Source organism: Rhizobium sp. BK399 (assembly GCF_014194695.1).
GTDB lineage: Bacteria > Pseudomonadota > Alphaproteobacteria > Rhizobiales > Rhizobiaceae > Rhizobium.
The window spans coordinates 184,070-208,928 of record NZ_JACIAH010000006.1; the positions used below are offsets into that span (position 1 = coordinate 184,070).

Consider the following 24,859-nt stretch of genomic DNA (forward strand, 5'->3'; position numbering starts at 1 on the left):
GCATTGCTCATTTCAGGAGTTCGGAACGGTGCCGCCGCCAATTGGCACGACGGCATGGCAAATCTGGCGGGCAGGGGCATTGCGGTCCTTGAAGCGCGCAACAATAAGACTGACTGCCTCCCTGCCAAGCGCCATGCGATCGACGCGCATGGTCGACAGCGGTGGGTTGGTCATCAGCGCGCAGGGAAGATCGTCGAAGCCGACGATGGCGAAATCCTCCGGCACCCGCATTCCGGCCTCGGTTGCGGCTTCGAGAACGCCGACGGCGATGAAATCGTTCATGCAGAAGGCGGCAGTGAAGCCGACGTTCTCCGCGAGCACGGCGGACGTCAGTTCGTGCGCTTCGCGGGTTGCACTGCCATGGAAGGTCATCGACACAAGGCGTCCTTCCGCACCCTCCACCTCTGAAATCGCAGCTTTGAAGCCGCGCACGCGCTCGCGAATCGTGTTCCGGTGCGATCCCGTCAAATGTAGGATCCGGCGATGGCCGGCATTCAGTAGACGGGTCGTCGCTTCATAGGCACCGAAAAAGTTCGAAGGTGAAACGCCGTCGATCTTGAGCCGCGGATCGGTGCCGTTGACCAGCACCGTCGGGATCGCGGCGTCCTCGAACCAGGCGCGCAACTCGGCGCTCGGATCGATTCCGACGAGGAACAGCCCGCCGGCACCGGCCGTCTGCATATACTCATGGACCACGTCCGGCGTAGCCCTGTTCTCGCGGATGAGCCGCACCTCGAAGGGAAGACCGGCATCGAGGGCGCCGGCGCGCAACCCCTCGACGATCCCTTCGTAGAAGACACTCAGCCCGCCTGTTACCCCATCGCTGGCTATCAAGGCGAGAGTGCCGCGCAGCGGACCGCTCGTCGTGCGGGCCGAGTAACCGTTCTCGGCCGCCACCTTGAGAATGTGCTGGCGCACGCTTTCGCTGATTCCGGGCTCGTTGGCGAGCACGCGGGACACCGTGGATACGGAGACTCCAGCCATGGCTGCGATGTCGGCTTGTCTCAGTCTTTTGGTCTTCATCTCGTTCATATCGAGGAGATTATGCAAATAATGCAAATTTGCAAGAAAAAGATAATTTGTTGCATTGAGTATTTTTTTGCGTAATCTACGCCGCATAAGCCCACTAAGCCGTTGGAGGATGGCGGGGCGATGAAAGAGGAGGATGAAAGATGCAGGTCAATCGCCGTTCATTTCTGATGGGTTCTGCCGGTGTTGCTGCCGGTCTGGCCTTCGGCGCCGGAGGCTCGATCCCGGCTTTTGCGGAAGATTCGAAGCTTCGCGCGATGTGGTGGGGATCGAACGATCGTGCCAAACGCACGCTTGATGTCACGAAGCTCTACGAGAGCAAGAATCCCGGCGTGTCGATCGTCGGTGAGTCCCTGAGTGGCGATGGCTACTGGACCAAGCTGTCCACACAGATGGCTGGCCGCGCCATTGCCGACGTGTTCCAGCTCGAGCCGGGAACGATCTCGGACTACTCCAAGCGCGGTGCCTGCCTGGCACTGGATGAATTCGTACCCTCGACATTGAAGGTCGATTCGTTCGGCAAGGACATGCTGAAGCTGACGACTGTGGACGGAAAGCTTTACGGCGTCGGTCTTGGCCTCAACTCCTTCGCGCTGTTCTTTGACCAGACTGCCTTCGAGAAAGCTGGCATCCCGGTGCCGACTGCGGACCTTACTTGGGAAGAGTATGCCAAGCTTGCGGTCGAACTGACGAAGGCTGGCGGCAAGGACAACTACTGGGGCGGCCCTTACGGTGCGCGCTACACCTACGTCTTCGATGCCTGGTTGCGTCAGCGCGGCAAGAGCCTCTATGCCGACGGCAAGCTCGGCTTCAATGTGGACGATGCGACGGCGTGGTACACGTTCTGGGAGGATCTGCGCAAGAAGGGCGGCACCGTCGCTGCCGATATCCAGACGCTTGACCAGAACACCATCGACACGAACGCACTCGCGCTCGGAAAATCGGCAATGGGGATGGCCTATTCCAACCAGCTCGTCGGCTACCAGCTTCTTTCCAAAAATAAGCTCGCGATCACGCTCCTGCCGCGCGAAAAGAAGGGCGGCCCCTCCGGCCACTATTATCGCCCCGCATTGATCTGGAGCGTCGGTGGGTCTACCAAGAATGGCGAAGCTGCGGCCAAGTTCATCGACTTCTTCGTCAACGACGTCGACGCCGGCAAGATCCTTGGCGTGGAGCGCGGCGTGCCCATGTCGCCGGTCGTGCGCGAGGCGATTCTCCCCAACCTTAATCCGACCGAGCAGGCCACCGTGAAATATATTAACCTGCTGAAAGATCAGGTCGGCGAATATCCGGCACCGGCACCGCTCGGCTCGACACAGTTCGACCAGCGCGTTTTCCGTCCGATCGCCGATGAACTCGCTTTCGAGCGGACGACTCCCGCCGAAGCGGCGGCCCGTCTCCTTGAAGAAGGCAAGGCGACGATCAAGGGTTGATCGCATACACGTGGCTGAATTGGATCGCGGCAGTCGTAAAAACTGCCGCGATTTTCTTTGCTTTCGTGCCTCCTGGTCTCTCGATGACAATTGTATGATTTTTGATTGAGAAAACCTTTTCTCACTTGACGATCGGTTTGGGAAAAGCTTTTCTCATCGTCGAACAGGGAGGGGCGCGGTGAACGTCACTGGCGGAAAAAGAGGCCGGATCACCATTCACGACGTCGCAGCGGCGGCGGGTGTTAGTATCTCTACTGCGTCGAAAGCGCTGAATGAAACCGGGCGCATGAGCGCGGACACCCGGGAGCGGGTGAAGCGCATCGCCGGCGAGGTCGGGTTCCGTCCGAATGCGCTTGCCCGCGGCCTGCTGAGCAAACGCAGCTTCACGATCGGCCTGTTGACCAACGACACGTATGGGCGCTTCACGCTGCCTGTCATGGCCGGCATTTCGGAGGCGTTGCTCGATCACGGGGTATCGGTTTTTCTCTGCGCGATCGAAGACGATCCAGCGCTCGGTCAGATCCATGTCGACGCCATGCTGGAAAAGCAAGTGGACGGGATCATCGCCACTGGAAAGCGATTGGATCGACAGCTTCCGATCGATCTTTCGGACCTGCCTGTCCCCGTCGTCTACGCATTCACCGAGGGGGCATCCACAAGCGTTACCTTCCGCTCGGACGACGCGCAGGGCGCGCGGCTGGCGGTGGAATGGCTTGTGAAGATGGGCCGTCGTCGGATTGCTCACGTGACCGGGCCGGAGAGTTTCTTCTCGGTTCGCGAGCGCGCGGATGCCTATCGCGATGTCATTGGCGGCGAGGGCCTCGTCATGTTTGGTCACTGGGCCGAGGCCTGGGGTCACGAGGCTGTCGCTGAGATTTGGAGCAAGGAAGGCGAAAGGCCGGACGCGATCTTCTGCGGCAACGATCAGATCGCCCGTGGCGTGGTGGATGCGCTGCGCGAGCGTGGTCTACGCGTGCCGGACGATGTTTCCGTGGTCGGTTTCGACAATTGGGAGATCGTCGCCGGCCAGACGCGGCCGCCGCTCACCTCCGTCGATATGGAGTTGAAGGAACTAGGGCGTCAGGCCGGGTTGACGGTCCTGGCGCTGGCGGAGGGACGCCCGGTGGATCCGGGTGTCAGGAAATTGCCGTGCCGGCTTGTGGTGCGGCAGTCATGCGGGGCCCAAAACCCCAGGAGATGAGGAACCGGCGCGGAGGAGATGCGCCAATTTGGGAGGAAGTGCCATGATTAAGCGTCTGTTGGCTGCGACAAGCGTTGCCACCCTATGCCTGGTGTCCGGAGCGTCGGCCGCCGAGAAAGTCGAAATGTGGGTCCGTTCGGGCATCGGTGAGTCCTTCAAGAAGGTTGTCGAAGCCTACAATTCCAGCCACGAGAACCAGGTCGTTGCGACCGAGGTGCCGTTCTCGGAACTCGTCCAGAAATACGCAACCGCCATTGCCGGTGGGCAGGCGCCGGATGCCTTGTCGATGGATCTCATCTACAACCCGGCCTTCGCTGCTGCCGGACAGTTGGAAGACCTGACGGACTGGGCAAAGAAGCTGCCCTATTTCAATTCGCTATCGCCGTCGCACGTCCGCCTCGGCACCTATCAGGATCGCGTCTACGGTTTGCCGTTGTCAGTCGAGACCTCGGTCTTCGCCTGGAACAAGGACCTCTACAAGAAGGCAGGTCTTGATCCTGAAAAGGCGCCAGCGACCTGGGAGGAAATCACTGCTAACGCCGAGAAGATCCGTAAGCTCGGTGATGACACCTACGGCTTCTATTTCTCCGGCGGCGGCTGCGGTGGCTGCATGATCTTCACGTTCACGCCGCTCACCTGGGGTGCGGGTGCCGACATCCTGTCGGCCGACGGCAAGACGGCGACCCTCGATACCCCGCAGATGCGCAAGGCGGTCGACTACTATCGCGACATGGTTAAGAAGGATCTTGTCCCGGCAAGCGCTGCCAGCGACAATGGTGCCAACTTCCTGACCTTCACCAACGGCAAGATCGGCCAACAGAGCCTCGGTGCCTTCGCGATCGGCACGCTCGTCACCGAGCATCCCGACATCAATTTCGGCGTGACGCTCATCCCGGGCGTTGACGGCAATCCGTCTTCCTTTGCTGGCGGCGACAACTTCGTCATCACCAAGGGCACCAAGAAGATCGACGCCGTGAAGGAATTCCTCGAATACATCTACTCCATGGACGGCCAGAAGATCATGGCGAAATACGGCAGCCTGCCGACCCGCGGTGACATCGCCGACAAGGTGCTCGAGGGCCTCGATCCGCGGCTGCAGGTCGGCCTGAAGGCCATCTCGGTCGCCAAGACCCCTTATACGCTGCAGTTCAACGATCTGATCAACAGCGCCAACGGTCCGTGGGCGACATTCACCAACGCCGCCATCTTCGGCGACGATGTCGACGGCGCCTTCAAGAACGCGCAGTCGGAGATGCAGTCCATCATTGACAGCGGCCAATAATCTCCCGGCGGCCGTGGCCGGAGGGCGGTGGCAGTCCTCCGGCCGATTTTACCAGGAATGATGCGGAGTGTTTCGATGACCGTGACGGGTCAAAAGCAGATTGCATGCGTGCGCAGACGTGCCCCACGACCGGAATGGACGGGCCTCCTCTACATCGCTCCGGCGATGCTTTTGGTGATCGTTTTCTTCGTGCTCCCGGTCGGGTTCACCGCCTGGATGAGCCTTCACAACTGGCCCCTGATGGGTGCCCAGCGCTGGATCGGCTTCAACAACTACTTCCGCATGTTCAATGACGGCCGCTTCGTCGCGGCTCTGAACTTCACCGCCTACTACACGGTCATCGTGACGATCCTGATCTTCGCGGTCGCCTTTCCGCTTGCCCTGTTCGTCGAGCGGCAGCGGGCCTTCGTCAGCACCTATCGCACCGTCATCTTTCTACCCGTCGTCGTCGGTCTGGCGTCGGCGTCGCTGCTGTGGGTGTGGCTCGCCAACGTCGACAGCGGTTTCATCGGTCCCGCCTTGAAAGCGCTCGGACTGGTCGAGAAGAGCCCGAACCTGCTTGCCACCTTCGACAGCGCGTTCCTGACGATTTGCGTCATGGTCGTGTGGAAGATAGCCGGCTTTACAATGATCATCCTGCTCACAGGGTTGCAGGCGATCCCGACCGATCTCACCGAGGCCGCTGTCGTCGATGGCGCAAACTGGTGGCAGCGTTTCCGCTTTCTGACGCTGCCGTTAATGCGCAGGACGATCGCGCTTGCTCTGATTATTTCGGTGACCGGCTCGATCCTCGCCTTCGATCAGTTCTACATCATGACCTCGGGCGGACCGCAAAACAGAATGATTTCCGTCGTTTACTATATCTTCAACCAGTCGTTCGTGTCTTTCAATCTCGGCTATGGCGCAGCGCTGTCGATTGCACTGCTCGCCATTCTGGTCGTCATCAGTGTCGTGCAGCTTTGGCTGCTGCGTGTCGGGGAGGAGCGCTGATGAGCCTCGTCACTGGTCGCAGGCGAAGCCGTGTAATCCGTGGGCAGGCTGCCTATCACGGCACCGGCATCGCTATAGCCATTTTCTTCCTCGCTCCGTTTGTTATCACTCTGCTCGCCTCGCTCCGGCATGGCACGGAGGCGCGGTTGCCGCCGCTGCCGCCATGGCCGACGAACGGCATCAGCTTCGATTCCTATCGCTCGCTGGACAGTTTCGGCGCCGGCATCTGGCAGCATACTCTCAACTCGCTCATCGTGTCGGTTGCGACAGTTGTGCTGACCGTGGTCATCAGCCTGCTCGCCGGCTACGGCTTCTCGCGCTACCGCTTCCCGATGAAGAACGTCTTCTTCATCCTGATCATCGCGACGCTGATGATCCCCTTCCAATCCATTCTCACACCACTCTTCATCATCCTTGCCAGGCTCGGGCTCAACAATTCCCTCTTTGGCCTGACGCTGGTTTATGTGACGCTACAGCTGCCGTTTTCGGTATTCATGATGCGCAACGCCTTCGATGCGGTGCCAAAGGAGATCGAAGAAGCAGCGCGTATCGACGGCGCCCATGACCTGAAGCTGCTCGTGCTCGTGCTGCTGCCGCTTGTCCTGCCGGGTGTCGCGACCGTGGCGATCTTCGCCTTCCTCAATGCCTGGAACGAATTCCTGGCTGCGCTCGTGCTGCTTTCCAGCAACGAGAAGTACACGCTGCCCGTGCTGATGATGGCGGTGCGCGCCGGTCGTCTGGGCGCGATCAACTGGGGCGCCGTGCAGGCGGGTGTCGCCGTCATGACGATCCCGTGCCTCATCGTTTTCCTGCTTCTGCAACGCTACTACATGCGCGGGCTGATGGCCGGCGCTGTGAAATGACCTCCGAAGAAAGATGGATCAAGCCATGAACAAGTTGAAAAGAGATCGCCAGTTTCGTCCGCTTCCCGTACCTGATGTCGATGTGCATGGCCTGTTCGGAGAGCGCCAGGATGCGATCTGCAATAGCACCGCCGAAACGCTGCTCGATCGCTGTGTCGAGGCCGGCATGCTGCAGGCAATCGACGTTACCAAACCGAGCCCAGGTATTGTCATCCCGATCGGTCCCTGGGGCGGTTCGACGCAGATGTTTTGGGATAGCGATCTCGGCAAGTCGATCGAGACGGTTGCCTATTCGCTCTATCGCCGCGCCAATCCTGCTTTGGAAGGCCGGGTCGATGCCATCGTCGATATGTACGAGAAGCTGCAGGATAAGGATGGCTATGTGAATGCCTGGTTCCAGCGGGTTCAGCCCGACCGCCGCTGGACCAACCTGCGCGACCATCACGAACTCTATTGCGCCGGTCACCTGATGGAAGGCGCGGTCGCTTATTATCAGGCCACCGGCAAGCGTAAGCTGCTCGATATCATGTGCCGCTTTGCCGATTACCTGATTTCCGTCTTCGGTCACGGCCCGGGCAAGATGCCGGGCTATTGCGGCCACGAGGAGGTCGAGTTGGCACTGGTCAAGCTCGCCCGTGCGACGGGTGAGAAGAAGTACCTGGACCTTGCCAAGTTCTTTGTCGATGAGCGCGGAACGGAGCCGCACTTCTTCACCGAAGAGGCGATCCGCGATGGTCGCAGCACAGCGGACTATCATCAGAAGACCTATGAATACAGCCAGGCCCATCAGCCGGTTCGCGAGCAGAAGAAGGTCGTCGGCCACGCCGTTCGCGCCATGTACCTCTATTCTGGAATGGCCGACATCGCGACCGAGTATAACGATGACAGTCTGACCGGCGCTCTCGAGACCCTTTGGAACGACCTGACGACCAAGCAGATGTATGTCACTGGCGGCATTGGCCCAGCGGCGGCCAACGAAGGCTTCACTGACTACTATGATCTGCCGAACGAAAGCGCGTATGCCGAGACCTGCGCTTCCGTCGGCCTGGTCTTCTGGGCAAACCGCATGCTTGGCCGCGGCCCGAACCGTCGCTATGCCGATATAATGGAGCAGGCACTCTACAACGGCGCGATGGCCGGCCTCTCGCTCGACGGCAAGACGTTCTTCTACGAAAACCCGCTGGAAAGCGCTGGCAAGCACCACCGCTGGATTTGGCACCATTGCCCCTGCTGCCCGCCGAACATTGCCCGCCTGCTCGCCTCGATCGGCTCCTATATGTATGGTGTCGCCGACGACGAGATTGCCATCCATCTCTACGGAGAAGGCAAGGCGCGGTTCAAAATCGCCGGCTCGGATGTCGAACTGACGCAGAAGACCCGCTACCCCTGGCACGGTGCCGTTCATTTCGACATCAAGACAAGCACGCCGGCTCGCTTTGCGGTTTCGCTGCGTATCCCGGAATGGGCGAATGGCGCAACGCTCGCCGTCAACGGTGAGCCGATCGAACTGGGCTCAGTCGACGTTGATGGTTACGCCCGCATCGAACGCGAGTGGCGCGATGGCGACAAGATCGACTTGAACATTCCGCTGGAAGCGCGCGCTCTTTGGGCAAATCCACTGGTTCGCCAGGACGCCGGGCGCGCTGCTCTGATGCGCGGTCCTCTCGTCTATTGCGTCGAGGCAACGGACAACGGGGCAGGCCTGAATGGCATCCGGCTTGGCGAGGATCTATTGGCAAGCACGGCGGAGATCGCCGAGCTTGGTGGTGCGGTCGCCCTCGATGTCCCGGTGACCAAGGATGAGTCGGATTGGGGTACGACACTCTATCGGACCAAGCCGCCGGCAACCGGGAAGGGGACGGCACGCTTTGTGCCCTATCATCTGTGGGACAACCGCGCGCCCGGCGAAATGCTCGTTTGGATTCGCTCTGCCCAGTAGCGCAGCAGGTTCACTGTAAGTCGCCGGCTTACCTGCCGGCGACGGCTTCGGGCTGTGACCGCACCTGTGCTCTGATCATGCTGACCCAGTTGCGCCCGATGGCAAGGCCGCTGGCATCGGATTCGCTCGCGTGGGCGGCGGCAAGCGCCGCATAGCGTTCATGCCAGCCTGGCTCCATCTGTTCGATTGAAGTCGCAAATTCGACTTTCCAGCTGTCGATGACGGATGCGCTGGCCTCGAAATGGAACTGCGTGCCATAGGCCGCCCGTCCCACGCGAAACACCTGATTCTCCGCTAGCCTACTGACGGCAAGACGGGTCGCGCTGGCCGGTAGCGTGAAGGTGTCGCTGTGCCACTGGAACGTTGTGAAGTCCTCTGCAAGCCCGGAAAGCAGCGGGTCGATCCGGCCCTCCTCGGACTTGCTGACCGTGTGCCAGCCGAATTCCAGCCTGGCATTCAGCAGATTTTCGGCACCGTAGGCGCGCGCCAGGATCTGTGCGCCAAGGCAGATGCCGAGCACGGCCTTATCGGCCTCGGCAAACTCGCGCATCAAATGCGTAAGCGCCGGGAGGTAGGGATAGTTCGCGTCGTCGATAGCGTTCTGTTCACCACCGAGCACCACCAGCGCATCATAATCGGCATCACCGGCAGGCAGCGTACCGTCGATCCAGGGATAGAAGTGCTGGATTTCGGCATTGGCTTCCGCCAGCGCTAGGCCCAGCGAGCCGAGCGGCGTGCTCTTCATGTTCTCAACGACGGCGATCCGCATCAGCATCTCCCTACGATCCTCGAGACGGAGAGGAACACCAGCCGCTTCGCGATTGCAATATGGATTGCGCCATGCCCACGCAGTTCTTAAATCGGGATGAACGAAAGGGAGCCCCCGACATGAGCGACAAGAAAGCCCGCGTGACGATCCTCTATTGCACCCAATGTAACTGGCTGCTGCGCGCCGGCTGGATGGCCCAGGAGTTGCTCCAGACTTTCACTGACAGTCTTGGTGAGGTGGCGCTCATTCCCGGCACCGGTGGCAATTTTGAAATACGTGTCAACGGCGATTTGGTCTGGGAGCGCAAGCGCGACGGCGGCTTTCCCGGTCCTAAGGAGCTAAAGCAGCGCGTGCGTGACATCATCGAACCTGGCCGCGATCTCGGCCACGTCGATCGGGCCTCGCTGGAAAGCTGAGGCAGGATCGAAAACCGGTTCTGCCGCTAGTCAAAAGGTGAATTGCAGGTCTTGTAGAAACCCTCATAGGTTACGAAGCGATCAGTCTTCGGGTTATAGGTTCGATACTGAGTTCTGCACCAATCCACATGGAATTGCCGGTCCTGCGTCTTCGGCTGCACGGTACGAACAGGCGGCGGCGGATTGTAGTAGAGCGGCCCGCGTCCCTGTGCGCCCGGTCGATAGTAGGTCGGACCGGTGGCCGTTGGCGGTCGAAAGTTCGGCTGTACATAGGACGGCCGGAACGATTGCACCGGGCCGAAGGTAAAACAGCCGCGTGCGTCGCACATGGTCGACCCCACGCGGATCACGTCTGATTCGCCGACGTATGGCGAAAATCCGCTGAGCGGCATCGCAAGCACGGCGCAGGGCAGCAGGGAGAACAGCGCGATAAGGCAAAGATTGTGGAGGCCAGGCATCGGATCATCCTTTCTTGCTTCCATATAGGGCGTCTTGCGCCGATCGCTATCGCGTTGCTTCAGACTGGGCCGCTGCCATCATACACCGACATCAACGACTTTTTTGCTGCCTGTCAGGAAAACTTCAAAAACGCTGTTGACAGCAAGAGGCCACCCCCGTACATGGCTCTCCGTCGCCCAGATGGCGGAATTGGTAGACGCGCCAGCTTCAGGTGCTGGTACCCGAAAGGGTGTGGAGGTTCGAGTCCTCTTCTGGGCACCATTCCCTAAGAAATGCAATGGGAAAGCCGATATCCACGGCTTCCCGTTTCCTCTCCGAAAAGACATTACCACCGCAGATAACGACGCCCGATCAGGCTGCCGATGGCAGTCACGGCTGCGATCGCGATCGTGTACCAAGTGGCCACGAAAAGCGGACTGTCGTCGGGGCAATGCCAGGCGTAGAGCGCCGCTGCAATCCCACCCGCCGCAAGACCGGCAGCGCCTCCCGCCAGTGATGGGCGCTGCGGTGCGCCGTTCCTCAAGGCCAGCATGAAGCCTACCAAAGGCGCAAGCGACAGCAGCGGAATGAACATCAGGCAGAAGGGGGCATTGTTGCCAATCAGGTTTGCTTCCCATGCATCCGATGGGATCACGCGCATCTCCGCGATCACTGCGACGATCAGCAGGGCAAGCGGCAGAAGCAGCGCTGCGGCGCTTGCCTTGACGGAAACCCCAGGACGCCCGATGCGGAACACGACGATGCACGCTGTCACCGCAAGCACGACGGTGAAACCGATCTTGAAGAGCACACGCGAAGTCTCGAAGATACTCCACATGTTGTGACGGATGCCGATCGTTGTCAGCAGAATGGCACCTGAGACGACGACGCCGACAACAAGCGCTAGGACGAGGATTTGCCCTAGCCGGGCACGGACCGCTGCGTCTTCGGCCAACAGGTTGATCAGGTCATTCGTCTTCACGTGTTTCACTCCGATAGAGGGCCGCCAAAGACTTCAACGCGCGATGAAGCGCGACGCGCACGGCTCCTTCAGTCATTTTAAGCCTTTCGGCTGTTTCACGCACACCGGCACCTTCCAGCGAAATCGAACGGACGATGTCGCGCTGGGGATCACGCAGCCGTGCCAGCAGATGGCTGGCGTCAAGTCGATCCATGGCATCCGTCTGCTCTTCGGCCTCAAGCGTATCTATTACGTCTTCAACCGGCACATTCACATGTCGTCCGCGCCGGCGGAGGCTGTCGATTAGCTTGTTGCGCACGATGGCCGACAGCCAAGGACCGATCGGGCGCGACGGATCCCAGGAGCTGCGCTTCAGGTGGACGGCAAGCAGCACCTCCTGGACCACGTCTTCGGCCTCGCTCGCCGGGGCGCCCAGCTGATCACACCGCCTGCGGGCCATTGCGCGTAGATGCGGCGTGACGGCGGCAAGAAAGCGGTGATAGGCCTGCGTGTCGCCTTTGAGAGCGCCACGCATCCACCCTGCCCATTCCTCTTCACGCGTCGAATGCCTCATCCGCATTATCCTCTACGGACCGCCACACGTTTTTGTTACCAACATCGGAGCCGATTTTTCGATCCGGCCGGAAGGCTTTGCTGCGCAAGCGTTTTCTCTCGCAATCGAGGACGCGGCAAGATGGGGCCGCACAAAAAATCACGACCACTGATGTAACAACTCACCGGATGCTTCCGTAGACCCCAGTGCAGGCCAATCACGGCTTGTCCCTTAAACGGAGACGGAACCATGAAAAACAGCATCGCTACCCTGGCTCTCGCGGGCTCCCTTGCTTCCGCGCTTGCAACGATCGCGGCGCCGGCGGCCTCTGCCGCCGATGCCAAGGAAAAATGCTACGGCGTCGCAATGAAAGGCCAGAACGACTGCGCCGCCGGCAAGCATGATTGTGCCGGCAAGTCGACCGTGAGCTACGACAAGGCTTCCTTCAAGCTTGTCCCCGCCGGCACCTGCACCTCGATGAAGACGCCGAAGGGTCACGGCTCGTTGATGCCGGCCTGATTGCTTATCGACATCAGTAGTTTCAAGGACCGGAGATCATCATGTCCAACGTTTCAGCAACCGTCTTTGCCGCTTCCGTGGCGACTGCTTTGTCCCTGATCGGAACCGTGCAGGTTTCTGCCGCCGATACCTCGAAAGAGAAGTGCTATGGCATCGCGCTCAAGGGGCAAAACGACTGCGCCGCCGGGCCCGGCACGACCTGCGCCGGCACATCCAAGGTCGACTATCAGCAAAACTCCTGGAAACTCGTTCCGGCGGGCACCTGCGTTTCGATGAAGACGCCGAACGGCCACGGCTCGCTGATGCAAGGTCCAGCTCCGGCCTGATCGGGGGACCAGCCACCGGCAGCGGCACTAGGGATCGTGTCGCTGCCGCCAAGAAGTTGGAGATCAGCCATGAAACCGTCCGAACTGCCGCGCCGCGCCGGCATTGGCTTCAAGCCGGAGCACTTCGTCAGCATCAATGCCGGTCGCCAGCCGATCGGCTTTTTCGAAGTGCATGCCGAGAACTACATGGGAGCGGGCGGTCCACCGCACGCCCAGTTGAGTCGATTGAGGGAAGATTACGCCCTGTCGGTCCATGGCGTCGGCCTGTCGATCGGATCGATGCAGCCGCTCGACCGGGAGCATCTCGCACGGCTGAAGGTTGTCTGCGACCGCTATGAGCCCGAGAGCTTCTCCGAACATCTCGCCTGGTCGACGCATGACAGCGTGTTTCTGAACGACCTGTTGCCGTTGCCCTACACCGAAGCGACGCTGGCGCGCGTTGTCGAGCACATCGACGAAGTGCAGAGCATGCTGAAACGGCAGATGCTGCTCGAAAACCCCGCGACCTACCTCCTGTTCGAGGAGAGCACGATCGAGGAGACGGCGTTCTTGAGTGAAATCGCGCGCAGTACAGGCTGCGGCCTGCTCCTTGATGTCAACAACGTCTTCGTTGCTTCCACCAACCACCACATGGATCCTCGCGACTATTTGGCCCGCTTCCCGATCGGTCACGTGCGCGAAATCCATTTGAGCGGTCATTCGGAAACGATCGACGATCGCGGCGCGCCGCTTCTGATCGATTCGCACGATACGGCGGTCAAGGATCCTGTCTGGGCGCTTTACGAGGAACTCATTGCCCGAACAGGGCCGGTCGCAAGCCTTGTGGAATGGGACAACGAGGTGCCGGATTGGCCTGTGCTGCGGGCAGAGGCCGAGGCTGCCGACGCTATCTTGCGCCGCGCGGCCAGTGATCTGGCTGCATAGGGGGATACGATGGGCCTCTCGACGCAGACCAATTTTGCTACTGCCTTGATAAACCCCGAGGCGCCTGTTCCTTCCGGGCTGATTGCATGGAATGGGCCGACGCCGGAGCGTCGCTTTGGCGTCTACCGCAACAATGTTGCCCTCGGTTTGATCGGTGCACTGGCCTCCCGCTTTCCAGTTGCGGAGAAGATCGTCGGTGCGGAATTCTTTGCCGCGATGGCGTCTGAGTTCATTCACCACTACCCGCCGCGTTCGCCGCTGCTTTTATCCTACGGAGATGAATTTCCCAAGTTCGTCGCCTCGTTCGAGCCAGCGACGGAAATCGCCTACCTGCCGGATGTTATTCGCCTTGAATTGGCGCGTAGTCGCGCCTACCACGCCGCCGACGCGGTCCCTTTGGATCCCAGCGTACTGGCCGCAATTGATCCGGAAAAGCTCGCAGGTCTCGTTTTTGAACCGCACCCATCCCTGTCGGTCCTACGCTCACCACATCCGGTGGTGACCATTTGGGCGATGAACGCCGGCGAGATCGAGCTCGGACCGATCGACGATTGGCAGGGCGAAGATGCCCTGGTCACCCGAGCGCATTTGAACGTCGAGGTCTGCCGGCTGCCGCCGGGTGGCGCCGCCTTCCTGGAGGCACTGGCAGCCGGCGTGTCGCTCGGCGGCTCGGTCGAGGCGGCTGTCGGCGGGGCCGCCGCATTCGACTTATCGACGAACCTCGCCGGCGCCTTGCGCGCGGGTGCATTTCGTTCCGTTCGCTAACCGACCTCTGGAGATGCAGCCATGCACAACGAAATGACGATGCCCCGCACACAGGGGCCGACACTGCCGCAGAAGTTCTATATTGGGCTGCGAGTGCTCGATCGAATTCCACATGATGTGATCGCCCTGATCTCTCGCCTGTCGATCGGTGCTGTGTTCTGGCAGTCCGGTGAGACCAAGGTCGATGGCTGGCACGTCACCGACAATGCGGTCTATCTGTTCGAGAACGAATATAAGTTGCCGCTCGTGGATCCCTGGATTGCCGCTCATCTGTCAGCTTTTGCGGAACACTTCTTCCCGTTCTTGCTGGTGATCGGCTTGGCGAGTCGCCTTTCCGCCCTTGCCCTGCTCGGCATGACCTTGGTGATCGAACTGTTCGTCTATCCCGATGCCTGGCCGACGCATGGCACCTGGGCGGTGTGCTTCCTCGTGATCATTGCCGGTGGGCCGGGGCGGATCTCGATCGACCACCTGATAGCACGCCATTTTGGCAACAACGCGCGATAGGCTCACCGGACCGGCTGGTAGTGTCCGCGCAGCGGCACCTGCGTGCCGACGCTTTCGACGCCGTCGCGATCGCAGACATAGACTAGGGTAGGTAACCCGCCGGTCCGGAAGATCTTGTTATACGAACGGCGGAGCGGACGCGTTTCCGTCCGGCAATTGTATTGCTCCTCGTCCTTCGGGTCCGGTTGGGCTTTGACGCCGGGCAGGTTTACGAAGGGATAGTCCGATTGAACGGGAGCCTCACCGGCGCGCCGCCAATCTGCAGCAAAGCTCGAGCCTGGCGCCAAGGTTGCGCCGACTGCCAAGGCGATCAACAACGCTCTCGCGAACGACATCTTGCCGGATCCAGATTCATTTCCTTCATCGAGATAGGCGCGGACACCGCGTGCATCAAGCGAGGGGCTCATTCTGCCGCCCGTCATCTCGAAAACGTGACCTCGTTCGGCCGTAGCGCTGCTACGGCGGGGATACGCGTCTTGACGGCGCAAGCGGAACGGAATTTCGTGCTGTCTGCCGTAAGTTGATCGCGACGGGAAGACGCCAGAGAGCCTGCAAGCCTATGACAGTTTCTCCCAGCAGATAGTTGCATGAATGAAGGCGCGGTACTCTATCCGTGACTTTCGCTTTGATCTAAGCAGGCCGGCCGATGGGCGCCGCGAGAGGACGGAACAGATGACGAGCTATGTATTGACGGTGACGTGCAAGTCGACGCGCGGGATCGTGGCGGCTATCGCCAACTACCTGGCGGATCAGGGTTGCAACATTATCGACTCGTCGCAATTCGACGACCTCGATACCGGAAAGTTCTTCACCCGCGTCAGCTTCATTTCCGAAGAGGGGGTCGGGCTTGCGGCGCTCAAGGAAGGGTTCAAGCCCGTCGCTGAGAAATTCGACATGGACACCGAAATCCATGATGGCGACAGTCGCATGAAGGTGCTCCTGATGGTGTCGCGCTTCGGCCACTGTTTGAACGACCTGCTCTACCGCTGGAAGATCGGCGCGCTGCCGATTGAGATCGTCGGCGTGGTCTCCAATCATTTCGACTATCAGAAGGTCGTGGTGAACCACGATATCCCCTTCCACCACATCAAGGTGACGAAGGAAAACAAGCCACAGGCGGAGGCTCAGCTCCTTGATCTCGTCGATCAAACCGGCACCGAACTGATCGTGCTCGCCCGCTACATGCAGGTTCTTTCCGATGCCATGTGCCGCAAGATGTCCGGCAGGATCATCAACATCCATCACTCGTTCCTGCCGAGCTTCAAGGGCGCCAACCCCTACAAGCAGGCCTATGAGCGCGGCGTGAAGCTGATTGGCGCCACGGCGCATTATGTCACCGCCGATCTCGACGAAGGTCCGATCATCGAGCAGGATACGGCCCGCATCACTCACGCTCAGAGTGCCGACGATTATGTCTCCATCGGCCGCGACGTCGAGAGCCAGGTGCTGGCCCGCGCTATTCATGCCCATATCCATCGTCGCGTCTTCCTGAACGGCAACCGCACCATCGTATTCCCTGCAAGCCCGGGCAGTTACGCCTCCGAGCGCATGGGCTGACAGTCGCGGCGGATTCGCCGTTATCGGCGGCGATCTCCCCGCTTGCCGGTGGCAAGGATTCGATTATCTGCTTAGTCTGCAAAATCGAATCATGCCGCGGGGGATGCCATGACTGACGAGACGCTTGCCTATCGCGCGACGTTGCCACGCCCAGACGTGACCGCCGCGGAAGCCGGCGACCTTCTCCAGTCGCGGTATGGCCTCTCAGGAACGCTCACCGAACTCGGCAGCCAGCAGGATCGCAACTATTGCCTGGATACCGGCGAGCGACGCTATGTCCTGAAGATTTGTCATGTAGCCTATGAGACTCTGGAGCTCGAAGCCCAGAATGCGGCCATCCATCACATCAGTTCGAAAGAGGGGGCGCCGCGCGTTCCGCATGTAATCCCCTCGACCGATGGACAGGACATCGTCGCGGTTACCGTCCGCGACCAGACATATCAGGTTCGGCTGCTGGAGTATCTCGAGGGCGAGGGGCTGACGCATCGCAAGCACCTACCGAAGGAGTCGGTTGCGGCACTTGGGGCGCTTTGCGCCCGTCTGGCACAATCGCTCGCCGATTTCACGCATCCAGGCCTCGATCGCAGCCTGCAATGGGACTTGCGCCGCGCCGGTCCGGTCGCCGTCCAGCTGCTGTCGGCGATTACCGACAGCGCCGCCCGCGATCGCATCGCCAAGACGATGGTATCAGCCGTGCGGCGAATCCAGCCGCTGGCGCCGTCTCTGCGGTTGCAGGCCGTGCACCATGATGTGACCGGCGACAACGTCGTCAGCCACCGCGACAGCTACGGCCGTCTGGTTCCCGACGGCGTTATCGATTTCGGCGATATCATACGCGGCTGGCTGATCGGGGATCTCGCGGTGACTTGCGCCTCGCTGTTGCATCAGGCGGATGGCGACCCGCTCTATATTCTTCCGGCGGTGAAGGCATATCACGAGGTTTATCCTCTGACCGAGGAGGAGCTGCGCGCGCTCTGGCCGCTGGTCGTCGCCCGCGCTGTCATTCTCGTCGCGAGCGGCGAGCAGCAGATCTCGGTCGACCCCGAGAACGACTATGTTCGCCGCAATCTCGAGTTGGAGCGCCGCATTTTCGATACGGCGGTCTCCGCCCCCTACGAACTGATGGAGATTGCTGTCCTGAAGGCGGTTGGTATGAGCACGACCGTGCTTTCGACGGAAGGCTGGCGTCCACTCTTTCCTGATATCGATCCGGCGACAATTTCCTTCGTCGATCTCGGCGTTTCGAGCCCGCATTTCGCCGCGGGCAACTGGTCGCAAGCCGACATGGATTGGCGCCTGCTTGCCCGCGCTGCGGCCGAGACCGGTACGTCGGCAACGCGCTATGGCGAGTACCGGTTGTCGCGTTCCAAGCTTCGCAGCGCCACGCCGCCGGCGACTTACACATTGCATTCCGACATTTGCCTTGCTGGCGGTACCACGGTTTCCGCCCCCTTCGCCGGGAAGGTCAGCTGGAAGAATCACCATTTCGTTCTGGCAGGCGAGGGTATCAGCCTTCATCTCGACGGTATGGAGCCCACGATTGACGATGAGGCGGACGTGGAACCAGGTCAGCCCCTCGGTGCGATCTCCGGCGAAAGCGGATCTCTCGGCGGTCTGCGGGTACAGCTCTCCACTCTTGTGGGCACCGAGCCGCCGCTGTTTTGCGCTCCTCGGGAGGCGGCTGCCTGGTCGGAATTATGCCCGTCGCCGGCAGCACTTCTGGGAACCGGCGTCGATGCACCGAAGCCGGCGTCCACGGAATTGTTCGCTCTCCGCCAAGCTCATCTTGCAAAGCCGCAGAAGCACTACTATGAGGCGCCACCGCAAATGGAGCGCGGTTGGAAGGAGCATATGTTCGATGTCGAGGGGCGAGCCTACCTCGACATGCTCAACAACGTAACGATTCTCGGTCACGGCCACCCGCGCCTGGCCGAGGCGATCAGCGAGCAATGGTTGCGGCTGAACACCAATTCACGCTTCCACTATTCAGCCATCGCGGAATTTTCAGAGCGCCTTGCCTCTCTTGCCCCCGAAGGGCTGGACGCAGTCTTTCTCGTCAACAGTGGATCGGAGGCCAACGATCTCGCGTTGCGACTGGCGTGGGCGCATACGGGGTCCAGGCATGTGCTCAGCCTGCTCGAGGCCTATCACGGTTGGTCGGTTGCAAGCGACGCCGTATCCACGTCGATCGCCGATAATCCGCAGGCCCTGACGACGCGGCCCGACTGGGTACATGCCGTTCTGTCGCCAAATACCTATCGGGGTATGTTCCGCGGTTCTGAATCAGCCACCGGGTATTTGGAAGCGGTCGTTGAGGCCCTCGAGGGCATCGACACCAAAGGTGAGGGCTTGGCGGGCTTCATCGCCGAGCCGGTCTATGGGAATGCCGGGGGCATATCGCTGCCGGATGGCTACCTCGCCGCGGTTTACGGGCAGGTTCGAGCTCGCGGCGGCGTCTGCATCGCCGACGAAATACAGGTGGGGTATGGACGGCTTGGGCATCATTTCTGGGGTTTTGAACAGCAGGGTGTCGTGCCCGACATCATCACCATTGCCAAGGGCATGGGGGACGGGCATCCGCTCGGTGCCGTCATCACCACCAAGGCGATCGCCGGTTCGCTGGAGAAGGAAGGTTATTTCTTCTCTTCGGCTGGCGGCAGTCCGGTCAGTTGCGTCGCCGGTATGACCGTGCTGGATATCATGGCCGACGAAAAGCTGCAGGAGAACGCACGTGATGTCGGCGACTACCTCAAGGGTCGCCTTGTGGCGCTGATCGCAACCTATCCGCTCGTCGGCGCCGTGCATGGCATGGGGCTCTATCTTGGATTGGAACTGGTTCGCGACAGAACGACGCTGGAGCCGGCGACGGAAGAGACCGCGGCGATCTGCAATCGACTTCTCGATCTCGGCGTCCTGATGCAGCCGACCGGCGATCACCTGAACGTGTTGAAGATCAAGCCACCGCTTTGCCTGACGCCAGAAAGCGCAGATTTCTTCGTCGACATGCTGAAAAAGGTGCTTTCGGAAGGCTGGTAAAGGGCGGTCGCCCCGTTAACCATTTCGGTCATTTCAAGGCTTACGGCTTTTTAACCAAACGCCCATTGCCGGAATCAGTGATGCTTCCTATGTCTGCTCCGTGATCGAAAGAGAGCGTCAGGCTGTCACGCGAATTGCACAAAGACTTGATAGGGTTCTTGCAGTCAATTCGAGTATGATGGAATGAAATTTTCCGAATGGTCGATTTTTTGACATGTTTCGGAATATGTTTCTGACAGACTGCGAGATATAGTCTACAGAATAGATAGATTATAGCGCAGTCATCGCCAGGTCCCACCAACGGGGCCTCAAGCAAGCGCAACGCCAACGAAAGGAACGAGACATGAATGACATCAATACTCTCGCCGATTTCCTTGGGCGATTTGTGCTTGGCAATGACCGTCCGGGCGCCCTCTCCCGCCCGAACTGTCGAATGTGACCTTCGTCCACCTCTAACGGAATCAGACAAGTCAATTCGCCATCGCCAGCGCATACCGCGCGGCAGGAGTTCTACGCATGAAAAAAGAAGTAATCGAATACGCCGGCGTTCCCGTCGGGATCGTCATCCCGGATGAGAACCGGTTGAAGTTCATCGCAGTGAAGTACCACGTTCACGACCTGGACGAGCAGCATTTCAGCTCGCCGGCGGAGGTGAAGCTTGCGATCCATGATTTGATGACCCGCCGTGACCCGAAGCCGATCCATGCCTGAGCGCATGAGACACGGCCGATCCAGCCCTGACAGATTTGAGACCGGTCTTGCCCAAAGGTGAGGCCGGTCTTGTGTTTTGACCGCTGTTGCGGTCCTATCGCGCGCTCCTGTTCAAACGAGGATGGCGCGCTTGCTCAATCTGATCACCGACATTGAAGGCGTTTCCGTCGGGCACGCGACCGACCTGAAGCTCGGTTCGGGCGTGACCGCCATCGTGTTCGACGAACCGGCCACTGCATCCGGCGTGGTATTGGGCGGCGCCCCCGGCGGTCGTGACACGAGCCTTCTCGATCCCTCGATGACGGTCGGCGCGGTGGATGCCTTCGTGCTTTCCGGCGGCTCGGCCTTTGGGCTGGATGCGGGAGGTGGTGTACAGGCTGGGCTCCGCGAGGCCGGTCGCGGCTTTCCGGTCGGCGATGTGAAGGTACCAATCGTTCCCCAGGCAATTCTCATGGATCTGCTGAACGGTGGCGACAAGGACTGGGGTCTGCAGTCGCCCTATCGCGACATGGGCTACCAAGCCTTCAAGGCGGCGGCGAAAGGGCACATTGCCCTCGGGACAGTCGGCGCGGGCGCGGGAGCGACGACCGCCACGTTCAAAGGCGGGCTCGGCTCGGCCAGCGCGGAGACCGGCACCGGATTGAAGATCGCAGCGATCGTTGCCGTCAACGCACTCGGCTCGGCGACGGTGGGCGAGGGGCCGCATTTCTGGGCGGCGCCGTTCGAACTGAACGGGGAATTTGGCGGCCTCGGATTGCCGTCACCGATCTCTGAAGCCGACACCCGCCTGCGGCTGAAAGGCGTGAACATCACCGCGACAACAATCGGCGCCATTGTCACGGATGCCGAGCTGACTAAGCAAGAGGCGCACCGGCTGGCGATCATGGCGCATGACGGTTTCGCGCGCGCCTTGCTGCCAGCTCACCTGCCGCTTGATGGCGACACTGTTTTTGCTGCTTCCACCGGCAAAAAGCCACGGCCGGACTTTCCCGCCTTTCTGGAACTCTGCCATCTCGCGACCATCGTGATGGCGCGCGCCATCGCGCGTGGCATCTACGAGGCCACCGCACTTCCGGTTGCCGGCGCGCAGCAGGCTTGGCGAGATCGCTACCCCGATCGCGCGAGATAGCCTAAAGAATAGGCTATGCCGAGAACACATGCTCGCCATTGTGTGTGCACTCCGACAATGACACCTTAGCAGCAAAAGGCCATCGCTATCGCGGCGGCCAGACAAGGGAACAGAATGAAGAAGGTTTCGCTCGTGCCGTCGGCGCAGCTGGTTAGGCGACTTTATTTTGGCGCGGCCGTGTCGGCCGGTCTGGTTGCGCTGGGGCTTACCCCGGCGGAGGCCGCCAAGACCAATCTGACCCTTGGTATGACTGTCGAACCGACTGGTCTCGACCCGACGATCGCAGCGCCTGTCGCGATCGGCCAGGTCACTTGGCAGAACGTTTTTGAAGGCCTGGTGGCAATTGACGAGTCCGGCAAGATCCAGCCCCAGCTCGCCAGGAGCTGGGAGATTTCCCCCGATGGTCTCAGCTATACGTTCAAGCTTCAGAGTGGAGTCAAATTCCACGACGGCGAGGCTTTCGATTCGGCAGCAGCAAAATTTGCGCTGGATCGCGCTCGCGGCGCTGACTCGGTAAATCCGCAAAAACGCTTCTTCGCCTCGATCGCATCCATCGAGACACCCGACCCGGAAACGCTCGTCCTGCATCTCTCCGCGCCTACAGGCAGCCTCCTCTATTGGCTGGGTTGGCCAGCCTCGGTGATGGTCGGCCCGAAGTCTGCCGCAGCGGACAAGACGACGCCCGTCGGGACCGGCCCGTTCAAGTTCGTGAACTGGGCAAAGGGCGACAAGGTCGAACTCGAGAAGAACGCCAATTATTGGAACAAGGACGTCGCGGTAAAGCTCGACAAGGTGACCTTCCGCTTCATTGCCGACCCTCAGGCGCAAGCCGCCGCGTTGAAGGCGGGCGATGTCGATGCCATTCCGGAGTTCGCGGCGCCGGAGCTGATGAGTTCATTTGACGATGATGCAAGGCTTGCGACCAAGATCGGCAACACCGAGCTGAAAGTTGTTGCCGGCATGAACAACGCCAAGAAGCCCTTCGACGACAAGCGTGTACGCCAGGCGCTGATGATGGCAATCGATCGGAAGACTGTCGTCGACGGGGCTTGGTCAGGACTCGGCACTCCGATCGGCAGCCACTATACGCCGAACGACCCGGGCTACGTCGATCTTACCGGCGTCCTGCCCTACGACCCCGAGAAGGCCAAGGCTTTGCTTGCCGAAGCCGGCTATCCCAATGGTTTCACGTTCACGATCAAGTCGCCGCAAATGGCCTATGCGCCGCGAAGTGCTGAGGTCATGCAGGCGATGCTCGCCGAAGTCGGCGTGACGATGAACATTGAGCCGACCGAATTCCCGGCCAAGTGGGTGCAGGATGTGATGAAGGATCGCGCCTATGAGATGACCATCGTCGCCCACGCCGAACCGCTCGACATCGACATCTACGCCCGTGATCCGTACTACTTCAACTACAAGAATCCGGCTTTCAACGATCTGATGAAGAAGGTGCAGGAGACCTCGGATCCCGCTGCACAAGCGAAGGTCTATGGTGAAGCTCAGAAGATTCTGGCCGATGATGTGCCGGCGCTCTATCTCTTCGTCATGCCCAAGCTCGGCGTCTGGGACAAGAAGCTGAAGGGCCTCTGGGAGAACGAGCCCATTCCCTCCAATGTTCTCGCCAACGTCTCTTGGGAAGACTGATTGCGGATGAATGACATGGCGAGGCGGCAAACAGAACCGGACCTGACATGGTAACGCTTTTGTCGCGTCGCGTCGTTGGTCTGATCGTCACGCTTGCTATCGTTTCCCTCCTCATCTTCGTCGTGACGGACCTGCTGCCGGGCGATCCCGCCTCCATTATGCTCGGAACGTCGGCCTCGCCGGAAACGCTCGCGACTCTTCGCCACGAGCTCGGCCTCGATCAGCCGCTCCTGTGGCGCTATGGCGAGTGGCTCGCCGGCGTATTCCGGGGCAATCTCGGCCAATCCTATACCTATGGTGTCCCGGTTGCTGGCCTGATCCTCGAGAGGTTGGCAGTTACGCTACCTCTTGCGCTGATCGCAATCGCGCTCTCCATTGCCATCGCCATCCCTTTGGGCGCTCTTGCGGCAGCGCATCGAGGCGGCGTGCCGGACGCCGTCGCTTCGATCTTCTCGCAGCTTGGCATCGCGGTTCCGGGATTCTGGGTGGCGCTGTTGCTGATCATGCTTTTTTCGACGGCACTCGGCTGGATGCCGGCTGGAGGATTTCCGGGATGGAGTTCCGGCACGTGGCCCGCTCTCAAGGCGCTCGTGATGCCCGCAATAGCACTTGCCTTGCCGCAAGCCGCCGTCCTGACCCGCGTCACGCGTTCTGCCGTTCTGGAAACCCTGCATGAGGACTTCACCCGAACGGCGCTTGCCAAGGGACTGTCGAAGCGTCGGGTCCTGTGGCGCCACGCGGTGCCGAACGCGCTCGTTCCTGTTTTGACAATCCTCGGCCTGCAGTTCACCTTCCTGGTCGCCGGCGCGGTTCTTGTGGAAAACGTCTTCAACCTCCCGGGCCTCGGCCGGCTTGCCTATCAGGCGCTATCGCAGCGCGACATCATCGTCATGCAGGATGTCGTGTTGTTCTTTGCCGGGCTCGTCATCGTCATGAACTTCGTCGTCGATCTCTCCTATCTTGCGATCGACCCGCGCTTGCGGAAAGGCATTTGACATGGCGCCGCTCGTATCAAGTCATACGGTTGTTCAGCGGCGGCGATTCAACGTTAGCCGGAGAATAAATTTGGTGGCCGGCGGTGGCATCGTTGCCGTTCTCATTGCCGTCGCGCTCCTGTCGCTGCTCTGGACGCCAATGCCGCCAGCGAAGATGCAGATCATTCACAAGCTGCAGCCGCCCTTGACATCAGGTGTTCTCGGCACCGACCACTTTGGCCGAGATGTTCTGTCGATGATGATGGTCGGCTGCTGGAACTCGCTTTCGATCGCCATCACCGCCGTGGCAATCGGGGGTACGATCGGTTCGATCGGGGGCATTTCGGCCGCTGCCTTGCGGGGAGCCTTCGAGGCACTGCTGATGCGTGCCTGCGATGTCGTCTTCGCGCTGCCGCCGATCCTCTCGGCGATGATGCTGGGCGCCTTTCTCGGTCCGGGCCGGCTTACCGCCATCATCGCCATTGCAACCTTCATGGTTCCCGTCTTTGCGCGTATCACGATGGCAACAGCCCTGCAGGCCTGGAGCCGGGACTATGTGCTCGCGGCCCGTGCCATCGGAAATAGCCGCTTCACGATCTCGGTCCGCCATGTGCTGCCGAACATCATGAGCCAGATCATCGTTCAGGTAACGATTCAACTTGGGTTGGCCGTGCTGACCGAAGCCGGTCTCAGTTTTCTCGGTCTCGGCATCGCGCCGCCTGCGCCGACATGGGGCCGCATGCTCGCGGATGCACAGACCTACCTTGGACTTGCGCCGTGGCTGGCGATCCTTCCGGGGCTCGCTATCGCGCTCTGCGTCTTCGGCTTCAACATGTTGGGTGACGGCCTGCGCGACATGCTCGACCCGCGCGAGGTGCGCCGCCGTTAGTCTT

24 protein-coding genes, 1 tRNA gene and 1 pseudogene are annotated in these 24,859 nt (G+C 60.5%); 20 read left to right on the forward strand and 6 right to left on the reverse strand.

Annotated elements, in window-relative coordinates; translation table 11 throughout:
- Window positions 1–15 precede the first annotated feature (15 nt).
- Window positions 16–1,032, reverse strand: a pseudogene (locus tag FHT97_RS15150) (LacI family DNA-binding transcriptional regulator); the annotation flags it as partial.
- A 140-nt stretch (window positions 1,033–1,172) separates the two neighbouring features.
- Between FHT97_RS15150 and FHT97_RS15155 the strand changes: the two are divergent.
- The 6 genes from FHT97_RS15155 (at window position 1,173) to FHT97_RS15180 (ending at window position 8,737) form a co-directional block, all read left to right on the forward strand.
- Window positions 1,173–2,462 (forward strand): ABC transporter substrate-binding protein, encoded by a 1,290-nt coding sequence (locus FHT97_RS15155; RefSeq protein WP_183863300.1) that lies wholly within the window; start codon window positions 1,173–1,175, stop codon window positions 2,460–2,462.
- Window positions 2,463–2,640: 178 nt separating this feature from the next.
- Window positions 2,641–3,663 (forward strand): LacI family DNA-binding transcriptional regulator, encoded by a 1,023-nt coding sequence (locus FHT97_RS15160; RefSeq protein WP_183863302.1) that lies wholly within the window; start codon window positions 2,641–2,643, stop codon window positions 3,661–3,663.
- Between the two features lie 43 nt (window positions 3,664–3,706).
- Window positions 3,707–4,945, forward strand: a complete 1,239-nt coding sequence (locus tag FHT97_RS15165; RefSeq protein WP_183753709.1) for a sugar ABC transporter substrate-binding protein — start codon at window positions 3,707–3,709, stop codon at window positions 4,943–4,945.
- Window positions 4,946–5,020: 75 nt separating this feature from the next.
- Window positions 5,021–5,935: a sugar ABC transporter permease gene (locus FHT97_RS15170; RefSeq protein WP_183863304.1), complete on the forward strand. Its 915-nt coding sequence runs from the start codon at window positions 5,021–5,023 to the stop codon at window positions 5,933–5,935.
- Window positions 5,935–6,798 carry a carbohydrate ABC transporter permease gene (locus tag FHT97_RS15175; protein WP_183863306.1) on the forward strand — a complete coding sequence of 288 codons (864 nt, stop codon included), beginning with the start codon at window positions 5,935–5,937 and terminating at the stop codon, window positions 6,796–6,798. The genes FHT97_RS15170 and FHT97_RS15175 overlap by 1 nt, the downstream gene beginning before the upstream one ends.
- 25 nt (window positions 6,799–6,823) lie before the next feature.
- Window positions 6,824–8,737, forward strand: a complete 1,914-nt coding sequence (locus tag FHT97_RS15180) for a beta-L-arabinofuranosidase domain-containing protein (protein ID WP_183863308.1) — start codon at window positions 6,824–6,826, stop codon at window positions 8,735–8,737.
- Window positions 8,738–8,765: 28 nt separating this feature from the next.
- Here FHT97_RS15180 and FHT97_RS15185 read toward each other — a convergent pair whose 3' ends face one another.
- Entirely contained in the window at window positions 8,766–9,506 is a 741-nt protein-coding gene (locus FHT97_RS15185; protein ID WP_183863310.1) for a type 1 glutamine amidotransferase, read from the reverse strand.
- Window positions 9,507–9,625: 119 nt separating this feature from the next.
- Between FHT97_RS15185 and FHT97_RS15190 the strand changes: the two genes are divergently transcribed.
- Window positions 9,626–9,922 (forward strand): SelT/SelW/SelH family protein, encoded by a 297-nt coding sequence (locus tag FHT97_RS15190; RefSeq protein WP_183863312.1) that lies wholly within the window; start codon window positions 9,626–9,628, stop codon window positions 9,920–9,922.
- Between the two features lie 26 nt (window positions 9,923–9,948).
- Here FHT97_RS15190 and FHT97_RS15195 read toward each other — a convergent pair whose 3' ends face one another.
- Window positions 9,949–10,314 carry a BA14K family protein gene (locus tag FHT97_RS15195; RefSeq protein WP_246712651.1) on the reverse strand — a complete coding sequence of 122 codons (366 nt, stop codon included), beginning with the start codon at window positions 10,312–10,314 and terminating at the stop codon, window positions 9,949–9,951.
- A gap of 241 nt (window positions 10,315–10,555) precedes the next feature.
- On the opposite strand from FHT97_RS15195, the gene FHT97_RS15200 reads away from it, so the two are divergent.
- Window positions 10,556–10,642 (forward strand) — tRNA-Leu (locus tag FHT97_RS15200).
- Window positions 10,643–10,706: 64 nt separating this feature from the next.
- Here FHT97_RS15200 and FHT97_RS15205 read toward each other — a convergent pair.
- Entirely contained in the window at window positions 10,707–11,342 is a 636-nt protein-coding gene (locus tag FHT97_RS15205; protein ID WP_183863316.1) for an NrsF family protein, read from the reverse strand.
- Entirely contained in the window at window positions 11,329–11,895 is a 567-nt protein-coding gene (locus FHT97_RS15210) for a sigma-70 family RNA polymerase sigma factor (protein ID WP_183863318.1), read from the reverse strand. Before FHT97_RS15210 ends, FHT97_RS15205 begins: the two co-directional genes overlap by 14 nt.
- 228 nt (window positions 11,896–12,123) lie before the next feature.
- Here FHT97_RS15210 and FHT97_RS15215 point away from each other — a divergent pair, with 228 nt between their 5' ends.
- The 5 genes from FHT97_RS15215 to FHT97_RS15235 all read left to right on the forward strand — a co-directional run bounded on the left by FHT97_RS15215 (window position 12,124) and on the right by FHT97_RS15235 (window position 14,915).
- Window positions 12,124–12,393 carry a DUF2282 domain-containing protein gene (locus tag FHT97_RS15215; RefSeq protein WP_183753693.1) on the forward strand — a complete coding sequence of 90 codons (270 nt, stop codon included), beginning with the start codon at window positions 12,124–12,126 and terminating at the stop codon, window positions 12,391–12,393.
- Between the two features lie 41 nt (window positions 12,394–12,434).
- The gene (locus tag FHT97_RS15220; RefSeq protein WP_183753691.1) at window positions 12,435–12,719 is read left to right on the forward strand and encodes a DUF2282 domain-containing protein; all 285 of its coding nucleotides are present in this window, start codon (window positions 12,435–12,437) and stop codon (window positions 12,717–12,719) included.
- Between the two features lie 69 nt (window positions 12,720–12,788).
- Window positions 12,789–13,643, forward strand: a complete 855-nt coding sequence (locus FHT97_RS15225) for a DUF692 domain-containing protein (protein WP_183863320.1) — start codon at window positions 12,789–12,791, stop codon at window positions 13,641–13,643.
- Window positions 13,644–13,652: 9 nt separating this feature from the next.
- A complete protein-coding gene (locus tag FHT97_RS15230; RefSeq protein ID WP_183863322.1) occupies window positions 13,653–14,408 on the forward strand; it encodes a DNA-binding domain-containing protein in 756 nt (251 codons plus the stop codon).
- 21 nt (window positions 14,409–14,429) lie between these two features.
- Window positions 14,430–14,915, forward strand: coding sequence for a DoxX family protein (locus FHT97_RS15235; RefSeq protein WP_183863324.1), 486 nt, complete (start codon window positions 14,430–14,432; stop codon window positions 14,913–14,915).
- Between the two features lie 2 nt (window positions 14,916–14,917).
- Here the strand turns inward: FHT97_RS15235 and FHT97_RS15240 are convergent, their stop codons facing one another.
- Window positions 14,918–15,250 carry a hypothetical protein gene (locus FHT97_RS15240; RefSeq protein WP_183863544.1) on the reverse strand — a complete coding sequence of 111 codons (333 nt, stop codon included), beginning with the start codon at window positions 15,248–15,250 and terminating at the stop codon, window positions 14,918–14,920.
- 337 nt (window positions 15,251–15,587) lie between these two features.
- On the opposite strand from FHT97_RS15240, the gene purU reads away from it, so the two are divergent.
- The 7 genes from purU to FHT97_RS15275 all read left to right on the forward strand — a co-directional run bounded on the left by purU (window position 15,588) and on the right by FHT97_RS15275 (window position 24,855).
- A complete protein-coding gene (gene purU, locus FHT97_RS15245; RefSeq protein WP_183753683.1) occupies window positions 15,588–16,472 on the forward strand; it encodes a formyltetrahydrofolate deformylase in 885 nt (294 codons plus the stop codon).
- A 108-nt stretch (window positions 16,473–16,580) separates the two neighbouring features.
- Entirely contained in the window at window positions 16,581–19,508 is a 2,928-nt protein-coding gene (locus FHT97_RS15250) for an aminotransferase (protein ID WP_183863326.1), read from the forward strand.
- A 516-nt stretch (window positions 19,509–20,024) separates the two neighbouring features.
- Complete coding sequence (locus FHT97_RS15255) at window positions 20,025–20,219, forward strand: hypothetical protein (RefSeq protein WP_016552281.1); 195 nt, start codon at window positions 20,025–20,027, stop codon at window positions 20,217–20,219.
- Between the two features lie 121 nt (window positions 20,220–20,340).
- A complete protein-coding gene (locus tag FHT97_RS15260; RefSeq protein WP_183863328.1) occupies window positions 20,341–21,348 on the forward strand; it encodes a P1 family peptidase in 1,008 nt (335 codons plus the stop codon).
- A 114-nt stretch (window positions 21,349–21,462) separates the two neighbouring features.
- The gene (locus tag FHT97_RS15265; RefSeq protein WP_183863330.1) at window positions 21,463–22,992 is read left to right on the forward strand and encodes an ABC transporter substrate-binding protein; all 1,530 of its coding nucleotides are present in this window, start codon (window positions 21,463–21,465) and stop codon (window positions 22,990–22,992) included.
- A gap of 47 nt (window positions 22,993–23,039) precedes the next feature.
- Window positions 23,040–23,987 (forward strand): ABC transporter permease, encoded by a 948-nt coding sequence (locus FHT97_RS15270; RefSeq protein WP_183863332.1) that lies wholly within the window; start codon window positions 23,040–23,042, stop codon window positions 23,985–23,987.
- A 1-nt stretch (window position 23,988) separates the two neighbouring features.
- Complete coding sequence (locus FHT97_RS15275; protein WP_183863334.1) at window positions 23,989–24,855, forward strand: ABC transporter permease; 867 nt, start codon at window positions 23,989–23,991, stop codon at window positions 24,853–24,855.
- Window positions 24,856–24,859: the final 4 nt, after the last annotated feature.